11 protein-coding genes are annotated in these 8,726 nt (G+C 60.6%); 10 read left to right on the forward strand and 1 reads right to left on the reverse strand.

The genetic code is table 11. The features are described from left to right. The 8 genes from QZL67_RS05625 to ybaK all read left to right on the forward strand — a co-directional run. Positions 1 to 487 (forward strand): JAB domain-containing protein (locus tag QZL67_RS05625; RefSeq protein WP_292919938.1); only part of this gene is annotated, 487 nt, incomplete at its 5' end. 120 nt (positions 488 to 607) lie between these two features. Further along, positions 608 to 2,578 carry an excinuclease ABC subunit UvrB gene (uvrB, locus tag QZL67_RS05630; protein WP_022289773.1) on the forward strand — a complete coding sequence of 657 codons (1,971 nt, stop codon included), beginning with the start codon at positions 608 to 610 and terminating at the stop codon, positions 2,576 to 2,578. Positions 2,579 to 2,693: 115 nt separating this feature from the next. Next, positions 2,694 to 3,107, forward strand: coding sequence for an EamA family transporter (locus QZL67_RS05635; protein WP_022289774.1), 414 nt, complete (start codon positions 2,694 to 2,696; stop codon positions 3,105 to 3,107). A 29-nt stretch (positions 3,108 to 3,136) separates the two neighbouring features. Further along, a complete protein-coding gene (locus QZL67_RS05640) occupies positions 3,137 to 3,907 on the forward strand; it encodes a hypothetical protein (RefSeq protein ID WP_022289775.1) in 771 nt (256 codons plus the stop codon). 36 nt (positions 3,908 to 3,943) lie between these two features. Next, the gene (locus tag QZL67_RS05645) at positions 3,944 to 5,365 is read left to right on the forward strand and encodes an MBOAT family protein (protein ID WP_022289776.1); all 1,422 of its coding nucleotides are present in this window, start codon (positions 3,944 to 3,946) and stop codon (positions 5,363 to 5,365) included. Between the two features lie 15 nt (positions 5,366 to 5,380). Further along, positions 5,381 to 6,574, forward strand: coding sequence for a DHHW family protein (locus QZL67_RS05650; protein WP_022289777.1), 1,194 nt, complete (start codon positions 5,381 to 5,383; stop codon positions 6,572 to 6,574). A 4-nt stretch (positions 6,575 to 6,578) separates the two neighbouring features. Continuing rightward, complete coding sequence (locus QZL67_RS05655) at positions 6,579 to 7,454, forward strand: DMT family transporter (RefSeq protein ID WP_022289778.1); 876 nt, start codon at positions 6,579 to 6,581, stop codon at positions 7,452 to 7,454. A 4-nt stretch (positions 7,455 to 7,458) separates the two neighbouring features. Further along, entirely contained in the window at positions 7,459 to 7,965 is a 507-nt protein-coding gene (gene ybaK, locus QZL67_RS05660) for a Cys-tRNA(Pro) deacylase (protein WP_022289779.1), read from the forward strand. Here ybaK and QZL67_RS05665 read toward each other — a convergent pair. After that, entirely contained in the window at positions 7,897 to 8,169 is a 273-nt protein-coding gene (locus QZL67_RS05665) for a hypothetical protein (RefSeq protein ID WP_022289780.1), read from the reverse strand. The genes ybaK and QZL67_RS05665 overlap by 69 nt on opposite strands. A gap of 86 nt (positions 8,170 to 8,255) precedes the next feature. Here QZL67_RS05665 and QZL67_RS05670 point away from each other — a divergent pair, with 86 nt between their 5' ends. Continuing rightward, positions 8,256 to 8,492: a helix-turn-helix domain-containing protein gene (locus QZL67_RS05670; protein WP_022289781.1), complete on the forward strand. Its 237-nt coding sequence runs from the start codon at positions 8,256 to 8,258 to the stop codon at positions 8,490 to 8,492. Between the two features lie 43 nt (positions 8,493 to 8,535). After that, the coding region (locus QZL67_RS05675) for a hypothetical protein (RefSeq protein ID WP_292919940.1) at positions 8,536 to 8,726 on the forward strand (191 nt) is incomplete at its 3' end.

An 8,726-nucleotide genomic window follows, 5' to 3' on the forward strand; every position in this document is an offset into this window, starting at 1 on the left:
GGTGGAGGATCTGCAGAAGGTGGACGGAATCGGGGAGAGCGCCGCAATTTTACTCAAACTGACACCGCAGCTGTACCACAAGGCACGGATGGAGGAGACCGCCCGGGAGACGGTGCTCAACTCCTCGGAACGGGCGGGCGCCTATTTGCTGGAGCGCTTTTCCGGTGAGTCACGGGAGGTCATCTATGAGCTGTGCCTGGACCGGAAGGGAAAGCTGCTGGCCTGCAAGCGCTTGGGGGAAGGCGGCGTGTCCTACGCGGATCTGGATATCCGCAAGCTGGTGGAAAACGCACTTCTGACCTCTGCCAGCGCAGTCATCCTGGCCCATAACCATCCCAGCGGCGTGGCACTGCCCTCGCCGGAGGATTACGCCACTACGGACCGGGCCAAGCAGGCCCTGGCCACGGTGGGCGTTCCGCTGACCGATCACATCATCGTGGCTGATCAGGACTTTGTTTCCTTTGCGGATTCCGGATACCTGTTGTGAAAAATCGAACAAATGTAGTATTTTCAAAAGCGCCGTGTTACAATGACACCATCCCGAATCTGCGCCAGCCGGAATTTACAGAGGCCTGCCGCGGATCGACGTCCGTACGGAGCGTGTGAAATGCCGAATTTTCAAGTTGTATCTGAATACCAGCCCTCCGGCGACCAGCCCCAGGCCATTGCCAAGCTGGCGGAGGGCATCGAGAACGGATTGAAGGAGCAGGTGCTGCTGGGCGTCACCGGCTCCGGAAAGACCTTTACCATGGCCAAGGTCATTGAAGCTGTCCAGCGCCCGACCCTGGTGCTGGCCCACAACAAGACCCTGGCGGCCCAGCTCTGCGCGGAGTTCAAGGAGTTTTTTCCCAACAACGCCGTGGAGTATTTCGTGTCCTATTACGATTACTACCAGCCGGAGGCCTATATCCCCCATACGGACACCTATATCGCCAAGGACGCCGCCACCAATGACGAGATCGACCGGCTGCGCCTCTCCGCCACCTGCGCGCTGCTGGAGCGGCGGGATGTGATTGTGGTCTCTTCTGTCTCCTGCATCTACGGCCTGGGCGAGCCGGATGACTTCGCCAAGCTGGTGGTTTCCTTGCGGGTGGGAGCCGAATGGGATCGGGATGAGCTGCTGCGCCGCCTGGTGGAGATCCGCTATGAGCGCAACGATATTGCCTTCGAGCGCAATATGTTCCGGGTCCGGGGTGACACAGTGGAGCTGTACCCGGCTTATTATAAGGACCGGGCCATCCGGGTGGAATTTTTTGGGGATGAGATCGACCGCATCAGCGAGTTCAACCCCGTCACCGGTGCGGTGAACCGGGTGCTGAACCACATCGCCATCTACCCCGCCAGCCACTATGTCACCACCAAGGAGAAGATGGACAAGGCCATCGGCCAGATCCGCAAGGAGTTGGAGGAGCAGGTCAAGTTCTTTACCGACAACAACCAGCTGGTGGAGGCCCAGCGCATCCGCCAGCGGACGGAGTACGACATGGAGATGATGGCGGAGCTGGGATATTGCTCCGGCATCGAAAATTACTCCCGCATCATCTCCGACCGGCCCGCCGGCTCCGCTCCCATGACGCTGCTGGACTTTTTCCCCGATGACTTCCTGCTCTTTGTGGATGAGTCCCACGTGACGCTGCCCCAGGTGCGGGCCATGTACAACGGGGACCATGCCCGTAAGGATTCCCTGGTGAAGTACGGGTTCCGGCTGCCCTGTGCCTACGATAACCGGCCATTGAAATTCGAGGAGTTTGAAGAGCGGATCGGTCAGGCGGTGTTTGTCTCCGCCACCCCCGGCCCCTATGAACGGGAGCGGGCAGACCAGGTGGTGGAGCAGGTCATCCGTCCCACCGGACTGCTGGACCCGAGAATCGAGGTCCGGCCCGTCACGGGGCAGATCGACGACCTTATGGACGAGATCAAGATCCGCAGCGGGAAAAACGAACGGGTGCTGGTGACGACCCTCACCAAAAAGATGGCGGAGGATCTGACGGAGTATTTGAAAAACGCCGGCATTCGGGTGCGGTATATGCACTCGGACGTGGCCACCATCGAGCGGATGGAGATCATCCGGGGATTGCGGCTGGGAGAGTTCGACGTGCTGGTGGGCATCAACCTGCTGCGGGAGGGCCTGGACCTGCCGGAGGTTTCTCTGGTGGCGATTCTGGACGCGGACAAGGAGGGATTCCTCCGGTCCGAGACGTCCCTCATCCAGACCATCGGCCGGGCGGCCCGCAACGCGGAGGGTCTGGTCATCATGTACGCCGACGAAATCACCCCCTCCATGCGGGCGGCCATCGACGAGACGGAGCGCCGCCGCACCATTCAGGACGCCTATAACCGGGCCCACGGCATTGTACCCAAGACCATCATCAAAGGGGTCCGGGAGGTGCTGGAGATCTCCCAGACACCGGAGGAGGAGACCGGCCGGGGCCGGAAGAAGCGCAAGCTCACCGAGCAGGAACGCGCGGCGGAAATCGCCAAGCTGGAAAAGGAAATGAAGGAAGCCAGCAAGATGCTGGAATTCGAATACGCGGCGGTGCTGCGGGACCGGATCATCGAGCTGCGGGGCGAGAAATAAAGCATTTTCAATTCAAAGCTCCGCAGGGGGAAAAGCCCGTGTTTTCCGCAAGCTCCGGCCAAATGGCCATTCCTGTCGGAGCCCGGTGAAAACGAGGGGAAAAGAGGACCTTATTATGTGGTTTATTTTTGCACTGCTGTCGGCGGTATTTGCCGCGCTGACGTCCATTCTGGCCAAGATCGGAATCGCGGGCGTCAGCTCCAATCTGGCCACAGCCATCCGCACCATTGTGGTACTGGTGATGGCCTGGGGAATCGTATTGCTCACCGGTGAGATCGGGGGAGTGCGGAACATTTCCGGCCGCAGCTGGCTGTTCCTGGGACTCTCCGGCGTTGCCACCGGCCTCTCCTGGCTTTGCTATTACCATGCCCTGCAGCTGGGACAGGCCAGCAAGGTGGTCCCGGTGGACAAGTTCAGTGTGGTGATCTCCCTGGTGCTGGCATTTTTGATCTTGCATGAGACAGTGGATGCAAAGACGATCCTGGGGGCAGTGCTGATAACAGCCGGGACCCTGTTGATGATTTTGTAAGGATTTGCCGCCTGAGGGGAGGAGACCGTATGGAAGGAAGGCACACGCGGCTTCAAAAGGGAGTACTGATCGTTCTGGCTGCTCTCGCGGTGGTGTTTTGTGTGCTGATGCTGTGCTCCCGGCTTCATCCCGGCGTGGTTTTCGACGGGACGCTCCTGCGGCTTCAGGAGGCGGACGGCGGGACCACTTATACCGGAAAACTCCACGGTGAGCAGGTCTCCGTCTCCGTTGTCCGGGAGAGTGGAGCTGTCACCACCGTCACCTGCACGGTGGAGGATCAAACCCCGGATGTCTACCGGATGGAATATCCGCTGGACCCGATCCTGGCGGCGGACGGGCCGGCAGAGGGGCAGATGGTGGACGGCATCCGCATCACCAAAAACGGGAAAACCCTGTTTGAGGGGGGATTTGACCGGGATACGGCTTCCAGCGGCTTTGGGTGGTATGATGCCGGCGGGCGATGGGACTCCGGCGTGGCTGTTTCTTCCAATGTCGGAGGAGGACAAGCAGGGCAGACCCTGTCTTTGACGCTGGATGAGCGGAATGTCATGTATTTTGCAAGAGGTCCGGAACTGACGGCCCGGGGCAGCTGGGTACTGTATGGGATGATGGTGTTCCTCTCCATCCTGGCGGCACTGGACACGGCATTTCCCCTGACTCTGTTCCGTCTGCGGCATTGCTGCGACGTCCGCAATCCGGAACCGACGGATCTGTATCTTGCCATGCAGCGTCTGCGGTGGGTGCTGTACCCGGTGCTGCTGCTGTTTGGCTACCTCTTTGCGCTGCGGGTGCTGCCGTAGCAACGACTTTCATCAAGATAAAGGAGAACATTTCTCATGGCGTTTGGCAGTATGTCGTTTCTGTTCGGATTTTTGCCGGCAGTGCTGCTTTGTTATTTTCTCTGTCCCACCCGGTGGCGGACGGCACGCAACGGCGTGCTGCTGGTGTTCAGCCTGGTGTTTTATTGCTGGGGCGGTGTGCGGCTGCTGCCGGCATTCGCGGTGTCCTGCGTGGGCAACTGGGCGGCGGCACTGCTGGTGTCCCCGGGGCGGCGGCACAGGAAGGCAGTGTATGCCGCGGCGGTGGTACTCAATCTTTTGATGCTGGGCTATTATAAGTACACCGGCTTTCTGCTGGGCAATCTGGCGGCGCTGGGCATGGATGTGACGGTGCCCTCCATCGCGCTGCCGGCGGGCATCTCGTTTTTCACCTTCCAGGCGGTGGCTTACCTGACAGACGTCTACCGGGGCACCATCCCGGCGGAACGGAACCTGGGGCGGGTCACGCTGTTCATGGCATTTTTCCCTCAGCTGCTTCAGGGCCCCATCCTCCGTTACGGGGAGTTCGGCCCGGCCCTGCTGGACCGGCGGGAGAGTGCGGACGAGGCCGCCGACGGTGCCGTCCGGTTCTGCTTCGGCCTTGCCAAAAAGGTGCTGCTGGCGGACGCTCTGGGACAGGTGGCGGACGGCGCCTTCGCCGCGGGAGATCACCTGACGGTGTCCCTGGCCTGGCTGGGGGCGGTGGCCTACACGCTGCAGCTCTACTTTGATTTTTCCGGCTATACGGATATGGCTATCGGCCTGGGCCGGGTGTTCGGTTTCCGCCTGCCGGAGAACTTCAACTATCCCTATATCTCCAAATCTGCCTCGGAGTTCTGGCGCCGGTGGCACATGACCCTCTCCTTCTGGTTCCGGGACTATGTGTATATTCCGCTGGGCGGCAACCGCTGTTCCCGGGCACGGCATCTGCTCAACCTTCTGGTGGTGTGGATGCTGACGGGGCTGTGGCACGGTTCCGCCTGGAATTTCGTGCTATGGGGTCTTTATTATGCGGTGCTGCTGATCGGGGAGAAGTTTCTCTGGGGCAAGGCACTTCAGAAGCTGCCGGGCCTGGTGCAGCATGTTTATGCCCTGGTGCTGATTATCGTGGGCTGGGTGCTGTTCCGCTCCGGGAGTCTCGCCCAGGTGGGGGAGATGGTCTCCGCCATGTTCGGCTCCGCCCCCGGCGGCGTTTGGAGCGGCGAATCCGTGTACTATCTGCGCCAGTATGCTTGGGAGTGGGCAGTGGCCGTGATCGCGGCGATGCCGGTGAAAAACTGGCTCTCCACCCGGCTGGAAGCCCGGCGGGCGGCAGGCAGTACCGCTGCCGCGGCGACGCTGGCATGGGGTGTGAAGCTGTTGGCCTTTATCCTGCTGGGCTGGTCTGTGGTGCGGATTTTGAGTACCGGCGTTCAGTCCTTCCTGTACTTCCAGTTCTGAGAGGGGGCGTGCTGCATGAATCGAATTTCCAAGCGGGCCTTTCTGGCACTGCTGCTGGCGGTGCTCTTCGCGGTGCCTGCCGGTGTGATCCAGTGGTCCCATAAGGAGACCACTGCCTACTATGAAAACCGCACCCTGGCGGAGCGCCCGGCCCTGACCTGGCAGAGCCTGTGGGACGGCACCTTCGCCACCGCCTTTGAGAGCTGGTTCTCCGACCACGCCCCCGGCCGCACCACGCTGCTGGAGGCGGATACCGCGGTGCAGATGAACGTGCTGCACCGCCCGGTGGTCAACGACATCGTGCTCTCCGCCGACGGTGTGCTGGTGCCGTTTTTGAGTTACGACGAATACACGGAGCAGGACTACGCCGGCCCCGCCGCGTCTATTGCGGAAAATTACGGCAAGCTCAACGACCATGTGAAAGCCAATGGCGGTTCCTTCTATTTTGTGGGCCTGCCGGAACAGCGGGTCTACTTTGAGGAGAAGTTTCCGGACTATCTCAATAACCACGAGACAGAGGCCCAGACGGCGGATGCGCTCTTTATCCAGGCCCTGGAGGACCAGGGTGTTCGCTTTTTGAACATGGAAGAGGTGTATGACGCCCTGGGCCGCCCGGAGGAGTTCTACTCCACCGTGGACCACCACTACAATTATTACGGCGCCTATACCGCTTACCGCTCCATCATGGACACACTGGCATCGGACGGCTGGAATCTGCCGGTGCTGACGGAGGACAGGATCGACCTGGTGGAGCAGCCCTTCCCCTATATCGGCTCCCGGAACCGCAAGCTCTATAACCTCTGGCCCAACACGGACAAGGCGGTCATCGGCGTGCAGAAGGACCCGGTGGCCTTTACCCGCTACGACAACGGAGCGCTCTCCGAAAAGCCGCTGTTCATCCTGCCGGAGGACCCGGCCATGCCCACCACGTACAACCTGTACATGGGCGGCGACTTCGGGGAGACCGTTCTGGAGACGGACCGGCCGGAACTGCCGGACGTGCTGATTTTCGGAGATTCCTTCACCAATGCGTTGGAGACGCTGCTCTACGCCTCCTTTGACGAGACCCATATCCTGGACCTGCGGTACTACACCGACAAGAGTCTCAAGGACTATATCTCCGACTACCAGCCGGACATCGTGCTGTGTGTCCAGAACGACACGTTCTATTACAGCACCACCGGAAACGGCAACGTCTGGGAGAACTGACGCCATGCAGGCGCAAAAAAATTACGCCCGCCGGGCCTGCGCCGCCATTCTGGCAGCTGCGGCGCTGTGGGGCGTCATCGGGGTGTGGAACCGCCGCCTGATGGCGGCGGGGCTTTCCCCCACGTCTATTGTGACAGTGCGCAACTGCGGCGGCATGCTGCTGCTGGGCCTGGTGCTGGCGGTCCGAAACCGGTCGGTGTTCCGGGTGCGCAGGGAACATCTGAAGTACTTTTTCGGCACGGGTGTGGTGAGCGTGGTGCTCTTCACCGCATGCTATTTCTCCTGCCAGAAGTTATGTTCACTTTCGGTTGCCTCCGTGCTGCTGTATACCGCACCTTCCTTTGTGGTACTGCTTTCCGCTCTGCTGTGGCGGGAGCGGGTGACGGGGCGGAAACTGGCGGCATTGGGGCTGACGCTGGTGGGGTGTGCGCTGGTGTGCGGGCTCTTTTCCGGACAGGTCACCGTCACGGCGGCGGGGGTGCTGCTGGGCCTGGGGGCCGGATTTTTCTACGCCCTGTACAGCATCTTCGGCCGGTATGCCCTGGCCCACTACGGTTCCATGACAGTGACCATGTGGACGTTTCTCTTTGCGGGGCCGGCCTCATTGGTGCTGCTGCGGCCGTCGGAATTGGCGGCGGCCTTTTCCGCTCACGGCACCTGGATCACGGCGGTGGGACTGGTGGCGGTGTCCACGGCGGCGCCGTATCTGCTCTACACCTGGGGCCTTGCCCGGGTGGAATCCGGTCGGGCCTCCATTCTGGCAAGCCTGGAACCGGTGGTGGCATCTCTTGCGGGAACGCTGCTCTTTCACGAGCCTCTCAGCGCCGCGACGCTGGCGGGCATTGCCTGCGTGCTGGCAGGCGTATCGATTTTGAGGTGATACCATGGCAAAGCATAAAGAAGAAAAGACCAATGTGATGCGGATTCTGGACCAGAAGAAGATCCCCTATACCGCCCGATTCTACGAGGAGGGCGAGGGTCCGGAGGGGACCCGGGAGTATGGTGTCCATGTGGCCCAGGCCCTGGGGCAGGACCCGGCCCGGGGCTTCAAGACGCTGGTGGCCCGGGGCGCATCCAAGGGCATTTATGTATTTGAAGTGCCGGTGGCGGAGACCCTGGATTTGAAGAAAGCCGCCCGGGCGGTGGGGGAGAAGTCCATCCAGCTGCTCCACGTCAGCGAGATTAACGCCGTCACCGGCTATATCCGGGGCGGATGCAGCCCCGTGGGCATGAAAAAGGCGTACCCCACCGTGTTCCATGAGACGGTGACGGATTACGACACCGTCTACATCTCCGCCGGGAAGATCGGTGCCCAGGTGGAGTTAGCCCCTGGCCCTGTGCTGGAACTGCTGGGCGCCGAAACGGCGGACCTCATCGTGAAAGAGGGATAACCCCAGGTGCAGCCCCACGGCGAAAGCGTCGGCGGACCACTGGAGGTAGCGCTCATAAAAGGCGTCGTCCAGCCGCAGCCGGACATCCGCGTCCAGGGAGAGACCGTCCAGCAGCTCCTCCAGGCTTTCGTGGTCATAGGGGCAGACCTCCCGCAGCGTTTGGACGCAGTAGGAGTCAAAGAGCTTTTCATAGATGGGATTCATCGTATCCACCACCTTAAATAGAACATTTAATGTTCTCTATAAGGTTATTGTAGAACATTAAATGTTCTGCGTCAAGGAGAATTTCCATGGAGACATTGAAGGAATTTGGGGAAAGACTGAAATTGCTGCGAAAGGAACAGAAACTTTTTCAGCGCGATATGGCGGAATTTTTACAGATCACAGAGGTGCATTACCGCCGGATGGAAGCGGGAAAGGTCAATGTCCCCACCTTGACCCTGTGCGCCCTGGCAGACCGGTTTGGCGTGACCACAGACTATCTGCTGGGCCGCAGCGAGGACCGGGGCGGACCGTCCGCCTCCTGAGGGAACCTTTTATCAATCACAATCGAAGGAGACAACAGCGCATATGCAGGATCAGATCATCGTCAAGGGCGCCCGGGTCAACAACCTGAAAAACATCGACGTCACCATCCCCCGGGACAAGCTGGTGGTGATGACGGGCCTCTCCGGCTCCGGCAAGAGCTCCTTGGCCTTCGATACCATCTATGCCGAGGGCCAGCGGCGGTACGTGGAGAGCCTCTCCTCTTACGCCCGGAT

The organism is Oscillibacter sp. CAG:155 (assembly GCA_000436875.1).
Classification (GTDB): Bacteria; Bacillota; Clostridia; order Oscillospirales; family Oscillospiraceae; genus Oscillibacter.